Annotated in this window: 14 protein-coding genes and 1 pseudogene; 10 read left to right on the plus strand and 5 right to left on the minus strand. The window is 53.9% G+C overall.

What is annotated here, in order from left to right; all coding sequences use genetic code 11:
• The first annotated feature begins 155 nt into the window (after positions 1–155).
• Complete coding sequence (locus JMJ16_RS19395; protein ID WP_201384142.1) at positions 156–752, plus strand: hypothetical protein; 597 nt, start codon at positions 156–158, stop codon at positions 750–752.
• 186 nt (positions 753–938) lie between these two features.
• On the opposite strand, the gene JMJ16_RS19400 is transcribed toward JMJ16_RS19395, so the two are convergent.
• From JMJ16_RS19400 to JMJ16_RS19410, 3 genes and pseudogenes are all read right to left on the minus strand, one after another.
• A complete protein-coding gene (locus JMJ16_RS19400; protein ID WP_201384144.1) occupies positions 939–1,511 on the minus strand; it encodes a peroxiredoxin in 573 nt (190 codons plus the stop codon).
• A 240-nt stretch (positions 1,512–1,751) separates the two neighbouring features.
• A complete protein-coding gene (locus JMJ16_RS19405) occupies positions 1,752–2,408 on the minus strand; it encodes a hypothetical protein (RefSeq protein ID WP_374229079.1) in 657 nt (218 codons plus the stop codon).
• 78 nt (positions 2,409–2,486) lie between these two features.
• Positions 2,487–3,289 (minus strand): annotated as a pseudogene (locus JMJ16_RS19410) (glycoside hydrolase family 43 protein); the annotation flags it as partial.
• Positions 3,290–3,751: 462 nt separating this feature from the next.
• Between JMJ16_RS19410 and JMJ16_RS19415 the strand changes: the two are divergent.
• The 5 genes from JMJ16_RS19415 (at position 3,752) to JMJ16_RS19435 (ending at position 10,915) form a co-directional block, all read left to right on the plus strand.
• On the plus strand, positions 3,752–4,798 hold the full coding sequence (locus tag JMJ16_RS19415) for a LacI family DNA-binding transcriptional regulator (protein WP_201384150.1): 1,047 nt from the start codon (positions 3,752–3,754) through the stop codon (positions 4,796–4,798).
• A gap of 228 nt (positions 4,799–5,026) precedes the next feature.
• The gene (locus JMJ16_RS19420) at positions 5,027–6,331 is read left to right on the plus strand and encodes an extracellular solute-binding protein (protein ID WP_201384152.1); all 1,305 of its coding nucleotides are present in this window, start codon (positions 5,027–5,029) and stop codon (positions 6,329–6,331) included.
• A 209-nt stretch (positions 6,332–6,540) separates the two neighbouring features.
• Complete coding sequence (locus tag JMJ16_RS19425; protein ID WP_201384154.1) at positions 6,541–7,509, plus strand: carbohydrate ABC transporter permease; 969 nt, start codon at positions 6,541–6,543, stop codon at positions 7,507–7,509.
• A 12-nt stretch (positions 7,510–7,521) separates the two neighbouring features.
• Positions 7,522–8,421 carry a carbohydrate ABC transporter permease gene (locus JMJ16_RS19430; RefSeq protein ID WP_201384156.1) on the plus strand — a complete coding sequence of 300 codons (900 nt, stop codon included), beginning with the start codon at positions 7,522–7,524 and terminating at the stop codon, positions 8,419–8,421.
• 142 nt (positions 8,422–8,563) lie between these two features.
• Positions 8,564–10,915: a glycoside hydrolase family 3 N-terminal domain-containing protein gene (locus JMJ16_RS19435; protein WP_201384158.1), complete on the plus strand. Its 2,352-nt coding sequence runs from the start codon at positions 8,564–8,566 to the stop codon at positions 10,913–10,915.
• Positions 10,916–11,021: 106 nt separating this feature from the next.
• On the opposite strand, the gene JMJ16_RS19440 is transcribed toward JMJ16_RS19435, so the two are convergent.
• Positions 11,022–12,275, minus strand: coding sequence for an RNA-guided endonuclease TnpB family protein (locus tag JMJ16_RS19440; RefSeq protein WP_201384160.1), 1,254 nt, complete (start codon positions 12,273–12,275; stop codon positions 11,022–11,024).
• Between the two features lie 618 nt (positions 12,276–12,893).
• Between JMJ16_RS19440 and JMJ16_RS19445 the strand changes: the two genes are divergently transcribed.
• Positions 12,894–15,836, plus strand: coding sequence for a PAS domain-containing sensor histidine kinase (locus JMJ16_RS19445; protein WP_201384162.1), 2,943 nt, complete (start codon positions 12,894–12,896; stop codon positions 15,834–15,836).
• A 276-nt stretch (positions 15,837–16,112) separates the two neighbouring features.
• On the opposite strand, the gene JMJ16_RS19450 is transcribed toward JMJ16_RS19445, so the two are convergent.
• A complete protein-coding gene (locus tag JMJ16_RS19450; protein ID WP_201384164.1) occupies positions 16,113–16,919 on the minus strand; it encodes a GNAT family N-acetyltransferase in 807 nt (268 codons plus the stop codon).
• Positions 16,920–17,464: 545 nt separating this feature from the next.
• Between JMJ16_RS19450 and JMJ16_RS19455 the strand changes: the two genes are divergently transcribed.
• The 3 genes from JMJ16_RS19455 (at position 17,465) to JMJ16_RS19465 (ending at position 20,547) form a co-directional block, all read left to right on the plus strand.
• Entirely contained in the window at positions 17,465–19,102 is a 1,638-nt protein-coding gene (locus tag JMJ16_RS19455; RefSeq protein WP_201384166.1) for a zinc ribbon domain-containing protein, read from the plus strand.
• Positions 19,069–19,968, plus strand: coding sequence for an acetamidase/formamidase family protein (locus tag JMJ16_RS19460; RefSeq protein ID WP_236601628.1), 900 nt, complete (start codon positions 19,069–19,071; stop codon positions 19,966–19,968). The genes JMJ16_RS19455 and JMJ16_RS19460 overlap by 34 nt, the downstream gene beginning before the upstream one ends.
• Positions 19,969–20,316: 348 nt before the next feature.
• The gene (locus tag JMJ16_RS19465) at positions 20,317–20,547 is read left to right on the plus strand and encodes a hypothetical protein (RefSeq protein WP_201384168.1); all 231 of its coding nucleotides are present in this window, start codon (positions 20,317–20,319) and stop codon (positions 20,545–20,547) included.
• Positions 20,548–20,681 lie beyond the last annotated feature (134 nt).

Raw genomic sequence — 20,681 nt, forward strand, 5'->3', positions numbered from 1 at the left:
CATGTCCTTTAGGAACCTGCCCCTTACCTGTCGATTGGATGCTTCGTATGTGCCGTGGCTTTCCCGGAGAGAAACCGTATACTTTTCTTCTGTACCACTGTGAGCGGAACGGGATGAGTGGACACTATTAAGAGCAAGAGGAGCATCTTTCGCTTATGATTTTGTTCTGGAAACGGGCTACCCGGTACACAACGCTGGCTTTGAGCATCTGGTTCCTGCTAACGGCGCTGGCGGCCTGCGGCGATACTACCACAAGTGATCCGCAGCCAAAGTCAGCTCCGGTAGTGACGCTGCGAACGTACCAAGGAGCGGGCTTCACACTCAATTACCCATCAAACTGGGGTGTGCACGCTTCGGGCAACCAGGTGACGTTTGCCGATCCTCAGGGGAGAAATGTGCTGGCCATCTTTGCCGATCCCGATCGAGCAGGTGAGCCAGATGCCAGTGTGGTGGCCGATCAAGCCATGTCCCACTTCAAGGGCACGCTGCTGGCAAACGCACAGGACATATCCGCTCCCCAAACCTTCACCACGGGCAAAGTGACCTGGATTCAGCGGAGCGCAACGGGAAGCCTGGCGATTACCGATCCTGGCGTGCAAGGGAATCTTTTCCTTCTCGTGACAAACTTCCCTCCTCAGGCGAAAAATACCGTGACGTATGAGGTAGAGTACTATGGGCCAACTGCAACATTTGGCCAGGCAAATGTGAGCTTTATGCAAATGTTGCAGTCATTTACCTTTACAACGCGATGAGCGCGCACCCATAGTGTTCGTCAAGGATCGCGTGATACATGCCGTAGATCCATATATGCGGGTAACAACATGTTACGTAGTCACACGATACCTGGTACAAACTCTCTCCTCACGAATAAGGCCACCTCTTGTGGATAAAGGGCATGCCAGCGGCTGGCATGCCCTTTATCCACAAGAGCACTTAGATTACTGCCTGACTGCCTTGTAGGGGTAATGCAAGGTCTTGTCGCTCTCCCAGTTCTCGCGGAGACCGGGTTTGGCGAGATCCCAGTCGGGGCGCGTCTTCTGCATAATGGCGCGTAAGTCTTGACGCAGATCGTCAGGCGACGGACGCCCCCAGAACCAGTAGCCATTGTAGATCTTGTAGATCACCAGCCCTGGCTCCAATACGATGGTATGTGGGATCATAGGATTATGGTGGGGATCGGTGTATTCCTGGATATCCAGGTCTTGCTGAACCTTGCGACCTGAGTCAGAGAGGAAGGTCCATTGCGCCCCCACCGCGCTACGAAACTCGTTTGACTCCAGAATATTGTCCGTCGAGATAGTCACGATCTGGGTATAAGCGACGGCTATTTTGGGATAGAACGCGGCCAGTTCTAGATGCTGCTGGTGGTCTTTGGGACAGTAGTGTCCACGTGAGAGAATCAGGATCATCGGATCGATGCCCTGTAGCTCACTAAGCTTACGCCGTGTTCTGGTGTGATCGGTCAGTTCATAGTCGGGAAATTGCGCACCGGGAATAATATCTGCTCGCACGCTAGATCTCCTTTGTGCTATAGGTGGAATGCTGAAAGATCATATCTCTACTATAAGCTTGACTGCTTACTTCTCTATAACACGCGGAGTGAGAGGCTTCTTCCCCTGAATGCAATTGGCATTGAATGCTCTTTGCCATCGCATACTCTTGATCAAAGTGTCACGAATGGAAACTGATTTCGGCTGTGTTGCAAGAGAGTCAGCCGATGTGTTAAAGAGCGTCGCTGAGTACCAGACACCTCACTCCAGCAGCACATAATCAAACCAGTCGAAATCCGCTGGCGCGCTTGGATCCTGGTTATTGCTGGTAGCGTACATACCAAGGTAGACTCCGGTAAAGCTGCCGGCTACTTCGCTTCCAAGGTAGCGCGCCAGACCTCTGGCCAGGATACGCGTATCCTGGCCAGGCAGGGCATATGCGAAGGTATACATATCTGCGTCGGCCTGAATGATCAATTCCAGTTCTTCTGTGTCGACCCGCTCGCAGGCAACGAGCGCGCTGAGATCGCCGATACGCCGGCGCACAATTACCTGCACCTGGCCCTCCAGGCGGGTGAGCGCAACCTCATAGTGGTGCTGATCATTCATCAATATAGTCAGACCGGCCTCTTCACCGTCGCGGGCGGGAATAAAGCACAGATGGGATCTGACTAAACAGGCAAAGTGCTCCTGGCGCCGGCCCACGAAGGCAGGCGAGGCCAGATCATTGAGGGTGAGCGCTGAGCCATACAGGCGCAGCCAACCAGGACGCGCGCTGAGAGACCAGCTCGCGGCATCGGGGTTGCGCAAGAAGTTCCAGCAGAAACGCAGACCGGGTTCGTCAAAATCATCGCGCGCATCTTCTTTCGGCCAGATATAGGATGGCAGTGTCTCGGCCTGCATGGTGAGAGCGAGCATTTTATCCGAGGAAACCTGGAACCAGCCGTCTGGAGTCCAGCTAGCTGGTGCGAGAAAAGTTTCACGGCCAAGGTGATACTGGCCATTGCGCGGGCGTACTCCGAGCAACACGAGCCACCAGCTGTCATCGTGAGCCTGGACCAAATCCGCGTGGCCAGTACATTGAATGGGATTGGTATCCACATCCCGGTGGGTCAAGATTGGATTATGTGGACAGGCTTCAAACGGCCCCCACGGACTCTTGCTGCGCGCCAGCGTCTCCATATGCCCATATGAAGTTCCCCCTCGGCAATCATCAGATAATAATACTCACCTAGATGATAAAGATGTGGTCCCTCCGGCCAGCGCCCGCCCGTGCCAGCCCAGATCGTGCGCGTCTCAGTCAACTGCTCTCCGGTAGCAAGATCGATCTCGCATTGTAAGATCCCATGGGGCTCCCACGCAGCGGCACTGGTTAGATATACATGCCCTTCATCAAAACAGAGCGAAGGATCGATGCCCCCTTGCTTGAGGTAGATTGGCTCGGACCACTCACCAGCCGGGTCATCTGCATACACAAAGAAGTTGCCACCGGATGAAACATTCGTCGTCACCATATAAAAACGCCCCGCGTGATAACGCAGGGTCGGCGCAAAGATACCTCGCGAAGCGCCAATATTCGCCAGCGGCACCTGGCTGGCACGTGTCAGACAATGCCCAATCTGGCGCCAGTGGACCAGATCACGACTATGAAAGATAGGGACGCCGGGAAAATATTCAAAGCTGCTCGTCACCAGGTAATACTCCTGGCCAACACGACACACACTCGGATCAGGGTGGAAGCCTGGTAGCACTGGATTTGTATAGGCCAACTTCTCAGTCATGAGCATATACCTTACCATTATACGCAGAAGTATCTTTGCAAACGCTTGCAAATCCTACAGAAGATATACTCTATTTCTTCTCTGCTGTCAACCTCTGTGAAAAAAGTGCAGAACTATGTACATAAGAACTAGCGACAATTCTAGGAGCAAGTGCCATTTTTCTTCCAGACACTTTAAAATACGGGTAAGATGATGAAGGAGAGGCTTCTGGGAGGGCCTTTCACGCGCTGGTAAGAGATGAGAGATACCCTGCAATGCCCTCTCTTTTCAGTATTTCTATGATTTCTTTGTGCCGCATGGAAAAAGAGCCGCAAAAAGTCTTGACAGTAAACAAGAGTCTATGGTATTACTGGAGCAGAGATTGTAAACGTTTACAAATTGATCCCCTGCGGAGGGATCGAGCAAACGGCCTGGCTGCTGTTTTTGATGGATTATCCAGGCAAAGGCAATCCATCCTCCAATGTTGAAGGAGCACAAATTTTGCGGCAGAGAGAGACGGACAAAGGGGGCCAGATGGCGCGCGAAATCACAATTGTTGATGTTGCCGATGAAGCCGGTGTGTCATATGCGACGGTTTCGCGTGTGATCAATAATAAAGCTCATGTGAGTCCTGAAAAACGTGAGCGTGTTTTGCGGGCCATGGCTCAGCTCGGTTACGTAGTCAATATGCAGGCACGCAGCCTGGCCGGAGGTGAGTCGCGGGTCGTTGGTTTGCTGGTCGATTACCTCAGCAGCAGCTACATTGATGAAATTATTCGCGGCATCGATGAAGCGCTGGACGCCGAAAACTACGATCTGATGCTCTATACAACGCACCGGCGCAAGACGAAGGAATCGGCCTACGTAACCAAGCTTACGCGCGGGCTAGCTGATGGCCTGCTGCTGATTCTGCCGCGCAACGCGGCGGCATATTTAGATACACTGCGCCAGCGCCAGTTTCCGCATGTGATCGTAGACTATCTCAGCAATAAACAGAACGTCCCATCTGTTTCAGCAACCAATTTTCGCGGAGCCTATGACGCGATGTCCTTTTTACTCTCGTTGGGACACCAGCGCATCGGGTTTATTACCGGCACGATGGAATTAGGCAGCGCGCGCGATCGCCTGGATGGCTATCACGCGGCTCTGAAGGACCATGGCATTCCCGCCGATTCACACCTGATCTGCGAGGGCGATTTTACGCAGCCACAGGGCTATCAATACGCCCAGGAGTTGCTCAGCTTGCCTGAGCGGCCTACCGCAATCTTTGCGTCCAACGATATGATGGCCTTCGGAGTCATGGAAGCCGCCAGAGAGCGCGGACTGCGCCTACCTGAGGATCTATCAATCGTGGGCTTCGATGATATCCCCCAGGCCTCTTATGTCCATCCAGCGCTGACAACGATTCGCCAGCCACTCGAAGAGATGGGGCGAAGTGCTACTCATCTCCTCTTGAAATATATTGCACACCCCAACGCGGAAATCGAGCGCATCGAACTACCAACTCGCCTGATTATCCGCGAGTCGTGCCAGGCCCTCTCGTCGTAAATTCTTATTTGACCGGGCACGATACGCGCTTTTTTACAAAAGAAAAGGAGGTCTTACTTTTCCTGAGGTTCTTGGTTATTCGTCCTGTCGTATGGTCGTGCCATCATGTGTTATGTACTTTCCTGGTAGGGAACAACGACAACGAGAACGACAGTGGCGAACCCGGTTGTTGTCTGTCCAGAGTCGGACTACTCTCCATGTGTATTTTTGAAGGGAGCATACAACCTTATGAAACGACGCGATTTTCTTGCATCATCTATAGGCGCGGCAGGCGCGGCCCTGTCGATACCTTCGCTGCTGGCAGCCTGTGGGTCTTCTTCCCCCTCCTCCTCCGGCGGGCCAGTGACTATTAACTGGTGGCATATCATCACCGGTGATCCGGGCAAATCATTCTTGCAGGGCCTTGCCAATCAGTACACGAAGGCTCACCCGAACGTGAAGTTCAAGATTACCGTCCTCGAAAACGATGCGTTTAAACAGAAGCTTACAACGGTCATGCAATCAGGCTCCCCCCCGGACCTCTTTACGACCTGGGGCGGCGGCGTGCTTTTGCAATACGCGAAGGCCGGACTGGTGCAAGACCTATCGTCTTATCTCCAGGGGAGCTGGGGGAGCACGTTCGATACATCGGCTTTGAATATCTATGGCGATAATGGCAAATATTACGCCGTTCCTACCGATAATGGTGCGGTCGGATTCTGGTATAACAAGGCACTGTTCTCCAAAGCAGGAATCACGACACCACCAGCAACCTGGACCGATTTCTTACAGACGATCAAAAAGCTGCAGTCCGCAGGCATTACTCCTATCGGGCTGGGCGCGAAAGACAAATGGCCGGCCATGTACTACTGGACCTACTTGGGGGTACGCCTGGGCGGCAAAGCCGCCTTTGATAAAGCATATAACCGCACGGGAGGAGGGTCGTTCGCCGATCCACCATTTGTGCAAGCAGGCGTGCGTCTACAGGAACTGGTTGCCTTGAATCCCTTTCAAAAAGGCTATCTGGGAGCATCCTATACCGATCAGCAGACCGTGATGGGCAATGGGAAGGCTGCTATGGAATTGATGGGACAATGGGCTCCCGGCAATGACAAGGGGGTAGCCACTGATAAAAAAGGCCCGGATTTCGGTCTCTTCCCGTTTCCAATGGTCGAAGGTGGAGCTGGCAACCCAACCGACGTGATGGGAGGTGGTGGCGGCTACGCGGTCGGCAAGAACGCGCCACTAGCGGAGGCAGCCGATTTCCTGAAATTCATGACCAACGCGACAAATGCAGCCACGATGGTCGCACAAAACATTTCTGTACCACCGATCAAAACAGCAGAGGCTGCCGTTACCGATCCACTGAGGAAGGAAGTCGATGCGATGGCCGCTGCTGCGCCCTACTTCCAGCTCTACTATGACCAGTTCCTTCCCCCAGCGGTCGGCCAGGTACTCCTGGATCAGGTACAGGGCCTGTTTGCCGGGTCTGTCACTCCGCAGGCTGCGGCCAAGGCAATTGATGACTCGGTAGCTGCATCATTGAATCAATAGATTTACCTGTATCGCACAACCAAAGAGTTGCAGGGCATAAAAATGCCCGACGGTGCAGGGGCTTGCTCCTACACCGACTCTTGTGGAAAGGAGGCGGGTGCTGATCTGTCGCGGACAGAGATGACAGCGCAAGGGCGCGGTTCGCTCTACGCGCGATGGATCGGCACCGCTATCCAGGCTCGCTGAAGAGCGTTGGAAAGGATTTTCGGATGCAACTACTCACTAGCTCCCGCAGCACGACGGACACGCCGGTACTGCCGCAACCTGCTAAGTTCCGGCGTAGAAGAACCAAGTATATTAGCACGATTGTGCTCTTCTTGTTGCCCTGTGCCATACTCTACTCCATAATTGTGCTGTTTCCAATCGTCCAGGCCGCCTATTATAGTCTCTGGAGTTGGAGTGGCCTGGGACCCCTAACGAATTTCGTCGGATTGCGTAATTTCGTCACTGCCCTTAAAAGTGCGACATTTCTTCTAGCACTCGAGCATAATCTGATCATCCTGGTGCTCTCGCTAGCCCTGCAATTGCCGCTCGCTCTCGTCCTGGCGTTGATCATTGGCAAAACGCTCCCCGGTCGCACCATTTTCCGCATGATTTTCTTTATGCCCTACATTCTTTCCGATGTAGTAGCGGGCGTCATCTGGCTCTTTATCTACCAGCCGAACGGGCTTCTGGCCATAGTCTGGCAGCACCTGTTCCCCGGTTCTCAGAGTCCGCTCTGGATAGCCGATACCCATGTGGTGCTCTACGCCATCTTCATGACGATGACCTGGAAATACCTGGGGCTCTCCCTGGTGCTCTACGCCGCCGCGATTCAGAACATTCCCGACGAGCTTGTCGAGGCCGCGCGGATCGATGGAGCCAGCATGCTGCAGACTGTGCGCCATATTACCATTCCGCTGCTGGGCAGCACCATTCGTCTGACCATCCTGCTGTCAGCGCTGGGTTCCCTGCAATATTTTGATCTGATCTGGATCATGACCAACGGCGGCCCGGTGCATGCCACCGAAACCATGGCGACCTATCTGATGAAAAGCGGTTTCCAGAGCTTTGCAATGGGCTACGGTAGCGCGGTAGGCGTGCTAATGTTTCTGATCTGCCTTGTGTTCGCATTGACGTACCAGCGTTTCGTGATGAGCAAAGACCTGGCTGGCAGCGTCACCGGGCCAACCGCATAAAGGAGAAAATTGATGTTGTACGTTAGGCAGCAACAAAACGCTGGTAGTAGGCAACAACGAAACACGGGCATACAACAACGCGTAAAGCTACAACATATAGCTGGATTGTCTATACGTTATTTGATATGTGTCGTGGTTGCCATCTTTATGCTGGTTCCGATTCTGACGGCTTTCCTGGGAGCCTTCAAGACTACAGCTGAGTTGAGCACTACGCCATTCTCGCTGCCGACGGTCTGGCACTGGGAGAACTTAGCCTCTGTTCTGAGCCAGGGCGTCTTCTGGCAATCGCTAGCGAATAGCCTGATTATAACCATCTCGACGGTGGTCTTGCTGCTCGTTGTCGCCTGCCCAGCAGCCTTTGTTTTCTCGCGCATGCCTTTCCGGGGGCGCGAAGTGATATTCAATATCCTGTTGATTGGCCTGCTGCTCCCATTCGCGATGGCTATTTTGCCGCTCTACATCACTCTGCGCAATCTCCAACTGCTGAATACACTGTGGGCTGTGATCCTGCCGCAAGCGGCCTTTGCCCTGCCAACAACAATCCTGATCCTGCGCAACTTCTTCCAGGCCATTCCAGGTGAGTTGGAAGATGCCACATACATTGATGGGGGAACGCATATCGATTTCTTCTGGCGCATCTTGTTGCCTCTGGCTCGTCCTTCGCTGGCCGTGATTATTATGTTGAACGTCGTGGCAAGCTGGAATAACTTTTTACTTCCACTCATTGTGCTCAATGACTCCAGTCAGTGGACTGTGCCACTGGGAATCATGCAGTTTCAGGGCGAGCATAGCACCGATTGGGCTGCGGTCATGGCCTATATCTCGCTCATGATGATTCCCGCTCTGATCTTCTATCTCTTCGCGGAACGCCATCTGATTGCTGGTTTAACAGCCGGCGCTGTGAAAGGGTAGCGCATTTTGCGCGCGGACTTTCCAGGAAAAAAGGCACAATCGGTGACCAGGCATCTTGCTTGTTGCTGCCTGGCTTCACTGAAGGGCCCTCTTGTGCAAAATGACTCTCTCTGTTTCTCTATAAAGGAGCATCTCTAGTTCTATGTCCACGCCATCCTATCGCGATCCCCATGCCTCGCTTGAGGAGCGGGTTGAGCATTTACTCTCTCTGATGACGCTTGATGAGAAGCTGGCGCAGCTCGGCTGTCTCTGGAGCACCTCTTTTGTCCGCGCGGGCACGTTTGACCCGGAAGAGGTTGCCAGGCAAATGCCGCATGGGATCGGGCAGGTGACGCGGATTGGTGCCGCCACCGGCCTGCACCCACGCGAGAGTGCTGCCTTTATGAATGCGATCCAGAAAGTCGCCCTGGAACGGACGCGCCTGGGCATCCCTGTCATTGTGCATGAAGAGGCAACGGGCGGCTTCTCCCATCGCGACGCGACAATGTTTCCTCAGGCTCTTGGGCTGGCCGCAACCTGGAATCCCGCGCTGGTGACGGAGGTGGCCGGGGTTATCCGTGCCCAGATGCTCGCTGTGGGTGCGCGTCACGCCCTGGCGCCAGTCCTCGATGTGGCCCGCGATCCCCGCTGGGGACGCGTTGAGGAAACGTATGGCGAAGACCCCGTGTTAATCGGCGCGCTCGGTAGCGCCTATGTGCAAGGGTTGCAGAGCGACGATTTGCGTCAGGGTGTAGCAGCGACAGGCAAGCACTTCCTGGGCTATGCCATGTCAGATGGTGGGCGCAACTGGGGACCAGTGCAACTCGGCCCACGCGAACTGCGCGAGGTCTACGCTGAACCCTTCGCTGCCGTCATCCGCAATGTCGGGCTTGCCACGGTGATGAATTCTTATGCCTCGGTTGATGGCCTACCCTGCGCTGGCAGCCCGGCTATTCTGACCGGCCTGCTGCGCGAGGAACTAGGCTTTGCTGGCGCGGTTGTAGCGGACTACGATTCGGTGAACCAGCTCAGAGACTACCATCGTGTGGCCGCAACCCGCGGAGCAGCAGGACGCCTGGCTCTGCTGGCCGGCCTCGATATAGAACTGCCAGCCCTGGACTGCTACGGAGAGCCGCTCAAGGACGAGATCGAGGCCGGACGGCTTGACATAGCAGTGGTCGATATGGCAGTGCGCCGCGTGCTGCGCCTGAAATTCCAGCTTGGACTCTTTGAGCAGCCGTATGTTGATGATACCGTAGCCCACACGATCTTCGAAACTCCTGAGCAGCGCACACTGGCGCGCCGAGCGGTTGCCGAATCAACTATTCTCCTCACCAACGATGGCGTACTCCCGCTAGCTCCGACGATCAAACGCATCGCGGTGATTGGTCCCGGTGCGGATGACGAGCGGCTCTTGCAAGGCGATTATCACTATCCAGCGCACCAGGAAACACTCTACAAGGCGGCACAGGACGTTGAGATCACGGGTCTTGCTATCCCACAGACGGCGGGGAACTATGCGCCCGGCCCCTACTTCACGCCTCATGTTACGCCACTGGCCGGGCTGCGTGCCACACTACCCGATGTCGAAATTTCCTACGCCAGAGGCTGCGAGGTGCTGGGCAACGACACTTCAGGCTTCGAGGATGCGTTACGGATCGTGCGCGAGGCCGATATAATCGTAGCGGTGGTGGCCGGCAAGAGCGGCCTTTTGCGTCCCGTCACTGTGGGCGAAGGCAACGACTCCACCAGCCTGGACCTCACAGGTATGCAACCCGAACTCATCAATCTCCTCGCCAGCACAGGCACACCACTGGTAGTGGTCGTACTCAGTGGGCGCGTGCATACGCTAGCCAGCGTCGCGTCCCAGGCCAATGCACTGCTCCAGCTATTCCCGGCTGGCGAAGAGGGCGGCCATGGTCTGGCCGATGTACTCACCGGCAAAGTCAATCCCGCAGGCCGCCTGCCCGTCACTCTCCCGCGCTCGGTCGGCCAGGTGCCAATCTTCGCGGGCCAGCGCGCCGGCGCGGATCGTATCCCACTCTTCGGCGATTATATCGACTCGCCACCCACGCCGCTCTTTCCCTTTGGACATGGACTGAGCTATACCACCTTCACGTACGGCGATTTGAGCATACATGCGACGGATATCACCAGACCAATCGTGATCTCCGTTGAGGTTGAGAATACTGGCACATTCGCTGGCGATGAGGTAGTGCAGCTTTATGGACGCGATGATGTCGCCTCAGTGGCCCGACCTGATCGCCTGCTGCTCGGCTTCGCGCGCATCTCGCTCGCACCTGGTGAGTGCCGCCAGGTCACCTTCACCGTCCATCCTTCTCGCCTGGCCTTCTACGATCCACACATGCGCTTCGTCACCGAACCTGGCGCGTTTACCTTTAGCGTTGGCGCCTCTTCTGCCGATATCCGAGCAGAAAGTACGCTTATCCTCGACGGCCCGCTTGTCGAATATAAGCAACGCGAAGTTGTGGAGACGACAGTACATATTCGTTAGACTTTATCTCTATCAGGCTTTGACATTCCCCCGGATACATCACGGGGGATTCTTCCTTTATCCAGGTAGACATATTTACTGCCATTCTAAACCTCCTCAAATGTGTTTATACACACTCAAACAGGTTCAATTGCTGCACGTGCCCCTCACGGGAAGTCCCCATGACTCCTACGCCGCTTTGGGTCGCCTGCAGCACACCGCACTCAGGACGAGCCTGAGTGTGTGGCCCTCGCCGGGCAAGGAACCTCATCAAGATGTTGACGGCGCTATTGTCGTCTCGATCCATAACGAGTCCGCATTCCGCGCACCGATACGTCCTCTTGCGCAATGGCATATCTTGCAGATTGCCACAGCCACTACACTGCTTGGACGTGTTGCGCTCATCTAGAACGTGAAGCTCTTTCCCATACACCTGGCATTTGTAGGTGAGCATCTGGACAAAGGCGTACAGGCCCCAGTCGTTGTACACCGCCCGATTGAGCGCCTTCTTGCGCTCCTGATGCTCTTTCATGACCATTTGCCGCTGGGAAAGATCCCCCACGACGACAGTTCTCTCAACCAATCGTCGTGCAATGAGATGCGATGCCTTATGCAGGCTATCGCGCTGCTTGTTGCGCTTCTTCTGCGACACGCGTTTATAGACCTTGCTCAGATGAAGATAGCGGCGGGACTTCTTCTTGCACGTGCTGCGTTTGGAGCGCAGTGTATCAAGCTGTTTGTTGTACCAATGCGAGCCTTTGAACCCACCGATGTGATAGAAGCGACCCTCTTCCGTGACCCCAGTTGCCAGCGTCTTGATGCCCAGATCGAAGGCCACAGTGTCACCGTCGCGTTTGGCTTGCTCGGGCTGTCGGTAGCTGAAGGAGGCGTAGTAGTTGCCCCTGCCATCGCGACTGATGGCCACCTCTCCAAAGCCTTCGGGAGGCTCTTCGGTGAGTGCGGCACGGATAGCGGGATACTGTTTATGCTTGCCCTTGCCCCCTGTGGGCAGAATGAGGGTGTTTCCCTCGAGCGTGAGATACATCGCAGGATAACACAGGGTAAAGAAGCCATGGCGAGGTCGCACGCGAGGAAAGCCTGGGGTTTCTCCATTGGCGAGGCGACGAAAGAAGGCTTTCATGGCTGCATCCAGGCGATAGTAGACTTCGGCAAGCAGTTTCCCATACACCTGATTGAGTTCAGGATCGTGGACACGACTCTCAGCCAGGGTTTTCTTGCAGGCGTTGAAGCGCCACTTCTCACCGTCTCGCAGTTTCATCACCCACCAATTGTAGAGGCCTCTGCATTTGCCTTGCATGAACTCAAGGGTCGCCGCATCTTGCTCGCTGAGGTCCAGTTTGATCTTTTTGCACAGGATCATGAAGACCTTCTTTCCTTTCACCCCATCTCTCCTGATGAGGAGAGATCCCCTTTCGCGAGAGACGTGAACTGTTTTATGCTAGAACATTTTTTCTTGATTTGTGCGTGTAGCATACCATGATAGCGTTTGCATGTCAATGCGGAGAAAAGTGCGCAACAAGCACACATTTGATCATGATTGCACATCTATTTGATTACTGTTCTTTTACTCCCATCGCTGAAAGCAATACATTTGAGCAAGAGAAAAGAACTATGACACGAGAACGCCTGGAGGTGTGCCGACACACCTCCAGGCGTTCTCGTGTCATCACCTGGACACGCCAGCAGACCTCCTCCTTCGCCAAATGACTCTTTCCCTTACCCTTATTTATCCTTCGCCGCCTCTGAAAACCCCTACATTTACATCTGTCTTTTGCAACACAACCTAAAGAAACGAAGGATATCTCCGATGTATTACCTTGACTCTAGAGAAATGGAGGGGTTTCTCTGGCACTCCAAAAAGTGTAGTCTGCTTATTTCTCGACGCTCTCACATCATTGGAGTATTCATCTTAAGATCAGAGCAGGAATGCGTCTTCATTCTCAGGGATCGAGATATGTGAAAGGGGTATGAGCGCGATATGTCTCATACAAAGCAGAAAAAACGTGTCACGCCTGCATCGAGTGAGACACTCCTCACTCTTCTTGAGACGCTTCCCGGTGCCTTGTTTCTTCTCGATGACAACGCGACGATTGTGTATGCCAATGCAAACGCACAGACCATGACACGAAAAGATGTCTGTGGCAAGCCATTGTGGCGTGGCGCGCCCCAACTGGTGAGTACATCGCTCTATCAAGCTGTCCAGAAGGCCAAACAGACCCGAGAACCAACCGAAGTGGAGTATATTTCTCCCGTCACTAACAGCCGGCTGCACGTCTCGCTCTCACCTACAAACGAAGGCCTCGCGATCTTTTTCCAGGAATATCTGGAACCACAGTCCCCCCAAAATGCCTTTAGTCAGAACGAACACATGTATCGAGATCTCCTGGAAAGCTTCTCTGATGGGGTCACCATCTTGACCCCGCAGGGGCTGGTTCTCGACGTCAATCAGCGTCCCCTGGCCGATGCACACCTCCAGCGAGAGGAGATGATTGGCAAACCGTTCGCCGACTCCCCAGCATGGTCCCATGACCCTGCTGCCCAACAGCAATTGCGCGCAGCCATTGCGCGAGCCAGCAGGGGAGAAACCGTGCGCTTTGAAGCCAGAATCCATCCACGAAGTGACCTGTCTCTGGACATTTTGATGACGATTACCTCCCATCGTGGTGCCAACCAGCAGGTCGAGTATCTCATCTGTGCAGGCCGAGATATCACCGAGCGAAAGTACATCGAAGACGAATTGCGCACTCTGGTCGATGCCATCCCCCACTTTGTGTGGATTGCAAGACCAGATGGGCATGTCATCTACAACAACCAACGCTTGATAGATTATCAGGCGATGTCCCGCGAACAGGTCGAAGGTGATGGCTGGATAGCGGCTGTGCATCCTGATGACCGGCAACGTGTATGGGATGTGTGGCAGGCCGCCATTCAGAGAGGCGTGTCCTATGAAGTGGAACATCGCATGCAAGACGGTATAAACGGAGCGTATCGCTGGTTTCTTGTACGAGGAGTGCCGCAGCGAAATGCAGAGGGCACGATCCTGCACTGGATTGGCACCTGTACTGATATCGATAAACAGAAACAGGCTGAACAGAGAATCAAAGCCAACGAGCAGAACTTTCGTGTGCTGGCCGAAACGGTGCCGCAACTCGTGTGGACTACGCGCCCTGACGGCTTGTCAGACTATTTTAATCAACGGTTCCGTGACTACACCCACGCCACGTGGGAGCAACTGTATGGCTATGGATGGAGCCAGTTCTTACACCCGGATGATTCTGAGCGCACCCTGGTGGCGCGAGCGCATGCGTTCCGCACAGGCACGCCCTATGAGGTTGCCTACCGTTTCAAGGAAGGCCAAACGGGCGTGTATCGCTGGTTTTTAGCCCGCGCCATGCCGGTGCGCGATGCCACCGGTCAGATCATCAAGTGGTTTGGGACTATCACTGACATCGACGATCAGAAACGGACCGAGCAGCGGCTCAAAGCCAGCGAGGAAAACCTGCGCGTGCTGGCCGAAACGATGCCGCAGTTTGTGTGGACCACTCGGCCAGATGGCCATCTTGACTACTGTAATCAGCGCTATTGTGAGTATACGCATGCCACTTTTGAGCAACTCCAAGGCTATGGATGGCGTCAGTTCTTGCATCCTGAGGATATTGAACGCTCGCTGGCTCTTCGGCATCACACGCTCGAAACAGGTGAGCCCTTTGAGCGCGAACATCGTCTCAGAAATGGTCAGACGGGGGAGTATCGCTGGTTCTTAGCCCGCGCCATGCCGGTACGTAATGAAGCAGGCCAGATCGTCAAGTGGTTTGGGACCTGCACCGATATCGAGGAGCAGAAACGGACTGAGCAAGCCTTACGCCAGAGCCAGGAACGCATCCGCGCCCTCATCGACTCCAATATTATCGGGATTACTTCAAACGAGGGGGATGAGGAAGTGCTGGTGGATGCCAATGACGCGTTTCTTCACATGACTGGCTATACCCGAGAAGATCTCAACAGCAGAACGTTGACCAGGATGAAGTTCACTCCCCCCGAACATGCACCTCTCTTCCAGCGCGTGCTCCAGGAGGTAGCTACACACGGGCAGCACACGCCTATTGAAGCCGAGCTGGTGTGTAAAGATGGCAGTCGCCTTCCTGTCTTAGCAGGTGCCGTCACCTTCCAGGGCCATCCGCGCCAGATGATTGGCTTTGTGCTGGATAATTCGGCCCGCAAGGAGTTGGAGCAGCGCAAGGATGACTTTATCAGCATGGCCAGCCACGAACTGAGGAACCCGCTCACAGCCTTGAAAATGCAGACCTCCTTGCTACGCAGGCAACTGGCAAAGCAAGGCCTCCAGGCTTCTGCTCCGGCTCTTTCCAGCATGGAGACCCAGATCAACAAAGTCACCCGGCTCGTGGAAGAGTTGCTGGATGTCTCCAAGATTCAGGCGGGCAGACTGGAGTATCGGCAGGAGACGGTGGATCTCGACGCATTGCTGCGGGAGACCATCGACACTATGCAGCAAACGCATCCCAGCCATCGCATCCTGGTGCGTGGCGCCGTTCAGGCCAGCCTGATGGCGGATCGAGACCGGCTCGGGCAAGTCTTCACCAACTTGATCAGCAATGCCATCAAGTATTCTCCCGGTGCGGAGACTGTCGAGATAGACCTCGAGGCCACCCTAGAGACCGTCACGATCCGTGTGCACGATCATGGCCTGGGTATCCCACGAGAGCAGCGCGACAAAATCTTTGAGCGCTTCTATCGGGCCACTGGTCCCAAACAGAAAGCGATCCCGGGACTGGGAATGGGATTGTACATTGTGGCGGAGATCGTCAAGCGTCATGGGGGAACCATCACAGTGGAGAGCGCAGTCGGAAAAGGATCGATATTTACGGTGACTCTTCCCAAGAAGAGGGATACTCTTGATTGAACAGTTTCCTGGTTTTCCATGGGTGACGTTGACCCACTTGTATGCAAGCTCATCTCGTGTGAACGGGAGGTGAGAGAATATCGTCCGATCTGAGCGAGTTGAACAGGGAGCGGGATCACCATCTTTTGTTCGAAGTCTCAACCCCACGGGTCACCCCAGATTCACCTCTCCCTGCTCTCTTCTCACGCCATCTCGTAGTATATCCACTCCTCTCGTTCCGTAGTAAACATACAAGCGGGTCAAGGTCATTTTCCCAAGCCAAAGAAATGATACATTTTATTCTCGTGAAAAAGTTACCTTAACCATCCTTTGCTCACTGAAAAAACCCGCTCTTTCTATGGCTTTCTTTGAAGCATGATTGTTAACAGTACAGGAACAGATAGGCTTCCAGCCCACTTCATAACAGTATTCTTTTAAGTGAAGAAGGACGGATCTTCCAAGACCTCTTCCACGATATGGTTGAGCTACAACCATGCCTAAATCAGCATAGGGAGGTTGTCTTTGACTAGGAATACATTCCCCTGTTGCTATCAGCGTGTGCTGAGAGAAACCGACAAATAATTCCTCTCGGTCGAGCCGTTCATGAAGAAATGGCTCAATCCATTCTCCTGGCCCTTCTGCGTTCTCCTGGTAAAAGCTCACAAGAGCATTAAATTCACTTTTTTCTGCTTTCCTAAAAGGCTGAGCAAATAGATCGTCTGTTGCCTTTATGTATTTATGATCTCGAAAAAGGTAACTCTGAGGCGTGATACTTTTTTGAAAATCTAAGCATAAAGCAAAATACAGCGGCTCTATAGTGCTTGTGATAGCATACTGAAGCTCATAGGTTGAAACAATTTTCTGAAAGATTTCCTGGGCCTGAGCCTGATACTCCTTTATCAGATAAAAACGCAGCAAATTATTGCTGGAATCGAGGCAAAAGTGTCCTGCGTGACGTTCCTGGTCTTGTATTTCCCAAAACGTCGCCTCAGCAATGATAACACTCTCCCACATCCCATCCATAGGTGCGAGAAGCGTGTGCAAATAGTCAGATCTTAACTGTTGTATGATCTCAAAATGATCAAGTCGAGTAAATCTCATCATGGAAAAGCCTTTTTGTTAAAATTATACTCTATCTGAAGTTTTCCACAGAACGGTGCTTCCTCATCAATATCTAGCCACACAATCCACAATTGCCGATAGTGATCTCTTTCCCCAAGTTCAAATGGCTTCACTCTCTGCAAAACTATCGTCTAAGGAGCGTCACCAAACCCTATACATGAATGCAGGGGTCTCCACAAAGCCGATTTGTTTGATAATGATCCATCTCCTTCTGTTATAATCAGGTTGAATTGCAGCGTTTTGAGATGTGCGCAACAAAAGAGGAGTCACTGCATGACCATTTACAGCATTGGGCCAGAACGAGCCACTCTCCACGGAAGCTTTTCCCGCGAGTTTCCCCCCATACTTACAGAGAATGTGGCGAGAAAGCCCTGGTCATTGATGCCAGGGATGAATCGCCACATCCGCTCTCGCGCGCGAATAAAACAGCGTATTTTTCTCAAATAGAACTTGTGTTCTTCTGCTCGTTCTGGTAGAATAGGCATATCAGCACGATTCATCGGTGGGAATGGAGAGAAGGAGCCGACATGCCTGGACAACGCCAGAGACAGCAGAAGCCAAAACATCCCAAGGAGAAGCGACCGGCAACGCCTACCTTTCTGCTCGAGCTACCCCTCGTCGTTGACCCAGGACAAGCCACTCGCCTGCGCGCTCACCTGGAAGCCGCTCGCCAACTCTACAACGCCATCCTCTCCCAAGGACAGAAATGCCTGCGCCGCATGCGATCTGACGCTGCCTGGCAAGCGGCTCGCGATCTTCCTCGCACGCAGAAGACCCAACGAGCAGTCGCCTTCTCCGCTTTGCGCAAGCAGTACGGGTTCACCGAGGCGGCATTGCATGAAGCCGTCAAAAGCTTGCGCGTGGGATGGATTGCCGAGCACATCGATGCCGTGCTCGCCCAAACCCTGGCGACCCGTGCCTACCGCGCCCTCAACCGCGTCTGCCTGGGCCAGGCCAAACGCGTGCGCTTCAAGAGCCGAGGGCGTGGTTTCTCCAGCATCGAGAACAAGCGCAATGATACCGGCCTGCGCTTTGTCCTGCGGCCACCCGAGAAGGGAAACGCAGGGTTCCTGCTCTGGAACGGAGATCAGCTTCCTGCCTTCATCGATTGGAAGGACGAGGTGGTGACCCATGGGCTCAGGCACCGCATCAAGTACGCCCGCCTCGTCCAACGTCCCGCCAGCAGCCCCAAAGCGGCCGGAGCCGATGCAGAGGGCTATCGCTACGTGGTGCAGCTCGCCCTGGAGGGCACGCCTCACCGTAAGCCCAAGCACACGGTTGGGCAAGGGGTCATTGGCGCTGACCTGGGTCCCTCGACCCTGGCACTCGTTCCTCAGGAGGGGGAGGCCAGCCTGGTGGTGTTCTGTGCACAACTGGCTCCTGACGCCAGAGCCATTCGTCGTCTGCAGCGGCGGATGGATCGGCAGCGGCGAGCAGGCAATCCGGAGAACTACGATGAGAAGGGGCGCATCAAGAAGCAAGGTCACAGGAAGCTGCGGTGGAAGCAGAGCAAACGCTACCAGGCGACAAGGCGACGCAAAGCTGCCAAAGAACGGAAGCTGGCGGCACACCGCAAGAGCCTGCATGGCCGCAAGATGCACGAGGTGCTTGCGCTGGGCAGCACCATCATCATCGAAAAGGTCTCCTACAAGGCATGGCAGAGGCGATTCGGCAAGAGTGTGGGACTGAGAGCACCAGGAATGTTTGTGGAACTGTTGAGACGCACCGTTGCAAGCACGGGCGGCACCCTGGTTGAAGTCCCCACGCGTACAACAGCGTTGAGCCAATGGTGCCATGGTTGCGGCAAGAAGGTCAAAAAGTCCCTCTCCCAGCGCTGGCATCAGTGCGAATGCGGTATCGGCCCCGTGCAGCGCGATCTCTATTCCGCCTTTCTGGCCGCTTATCTCGATCCAGCACATCCCCTTCCCTCGTGTGCCCGATACCAGCCGTATTGGGAAGGTGCGGAAGCGCGCCTGCGGGCAGCACACGAGCGTACCACACAACGTGCGAGAGAGGGGCAGGCGCTGCCCCGAAGCTTGGGTGTGACTCGAGCCAGAGCGCGTCTGCCCGAAAGTCCAGGGGAACCACCACTAGAGCCTGCTCTTCTCCTTTGGCGTGAAGAACGGGAAGCGTGGGCCGAACTTCTGGAACCCCCGTTGCTTTAGCACGGGGAGCTCTCAGTATTGCATCGGGTGATGCCGTCCATTTTCGTACCCTTGATGCTGGTTGGCATCTTGGTCCCTCTACAGAAGAGTTGCAGAATCGCTTTGAACCACGTGACCTTGTGCACGATAGTGGTCATGCGCTGTGCGGCCCCGTAGCCATTCATGGTGCTCAGCCTGGGATGACGCTCGAAATACAGATACACGAGGTACGGCCGGGAAACTGGGGGTGGACGAGCGCTGGAGGTCGGGAAAGTGCTATGAACAGGTATCTGGGACTCGTTGAGAGTCATGAGCTGCTTTACTGGACACTCGATGCTGATGCCATGACTGGGACAGATCAGTACGGCCATACCATTGCACTACGCCCATTTATGGGTGTGATGGGCATGCCTCCCGATGAATCCGGCGTCCATTCCACTATTCCTCCGCGCTTCTGTGGCGGCAATATTGATTGTAAGGAATTGGTCGCTGGCAGCACACTCTATCTGCCAATCAGCCTTCCTGGAGCACTCTTCTCTGTTGGTGATGGACATGGCGTCCAGGGGGATGGTGAGGTGAGCGGCGTGGCTATCGAATGCCCTATGGAACACGTTGATTTAACATTCCATGTGCGTGACGATATGCCTTTGAAGACTCCACGTGTGAGAACGGCCAATGCATGGCTAACCCTGGGTTTTCATGAGAACCTGCATGAAGCATCTTTCATTGCACTCGAGGCCATGCTCGATCTGATGCGTGAGCAGTACAACATACCCCGCCCACAAGCGCTCGCGCTGGCGAGTCTCGTCGTGGATTTGCGGATCACGCAAATTGCCAACGGAGTGCATGGCGTGCATGCGGTACTCCTTGATGGCTCCATAAAATAGTACCACCTGGATGGCGGCAAGAGTGCCCTCGGCTTCAGGTATGTCTTTTCTAGACATGGGATTTTGCAACGTAACTGAGCGTGAGAAGCCGATTCACGCCGTAGCCTTTCTTTCTACAATCTTGTCACACCTCCTTAAAAACCATTAATTCATACTGAATATTACTTTGCTTCCAATAGAATAAAATATAATATAGATCCTCATCATTTATCTTTATAAGTAAAATAAAGACAGAAGCATGATATATGCTATCTTGCAATCAGGTTGCACCATTTGCTCTCAAAAAAGAGTTCAAAAAGTACAACATTTTTCAATAGGACATTTTCTGATGGAGAAAGGAACGAACCTATGAAATCTCATACATCCTCTCTTATAGAGCAATTAGGGATCCACGACCTCTCCGAACAGGATTTGGAACAGGTCGTAGGGGCTCAAGGCTACAGACACGATCATGACTATGGTCGCAATGATCATAACCATGATTGGTATTATGGTCATAAGCATGGTTGGGATCATGATCATCATCATCGCTGGGATTCTAAACGCGGCTGGTGTTATACCAGTGGCTGGTACCGCTAGCCTCGTCGCCACTGTTATAAAGAAACAAAAGAAAGCGGGTATCCTTCTCGGATACCCACTCTTCATACCTCAAGTTCGCTTCCCGACTTCTTAGCGTGTACTCGCTTCCTCCACTCTATGGTAGTGACTCTTGA

This window comes from Ktedonobacter sp. SOSP1-52, assembly GCF_016587395.1.